At 69.3% G+C, this 404-nt stretch carries 1 pseudogene; it reads left to right on the forward strand.

Annotation, left to right across the window (positions count from 1 at the left end):
- Positions 1–404 (forward strand): annotated as a pseudogene (locus tag I6F36_RS39220) (hypothetical protein); the annotation flags it as partial.

Below are 404 nucleotides of genomic sequence, written 5' to 3' on the forward strand. Positions count from 1 at the left end.
AGGCCGTCATCCTGCTTGGCTGCAGCGGCCAGGCGCCGCCGGCCGAGGTGCTGGCCGCGCTGCTGTTCTACCGCGTCATCTATTTCTTGCTGCCGCTTGTCGTGGCTGCGGCCATGCTCGGCGCGTTCGAGTTGCGCTCGGGCGCCGGGGCGCCGTTCGGCCGCGCTGCGGTCAAGCTGTCGCCAGGGCTGCTGGCCGCGCTGACGATGGTGGCGGGTGTAATGCTGCTGGTCTCGGGCGTCACCCCTGCCAGCGACGAAGCGGAAGACCTCCTGCGCATGCACGTGCCGCTGTTCGTGGTCGAAGCCTCGCACATGATCGGCAGCGTGGCCGGGTTCATCATGCTGTTTGTCGCACGCGGGCTGCTGCACCGGCTGGATGCTGCATGGTGGGCGGCGCTGGTG

Origin of the sequence: Bradyrhizobium sp. BRP19 (assembly GCF_020194195.1) — a bacterium.
Taxonomy (GTDB): Bacteria; Pseudomonadota; Alphaproteobacteria; order Rhizobiales; family Xanthobacteraceae; genus Bradyrhizobium; species Bradyrhizobium yuanmingense.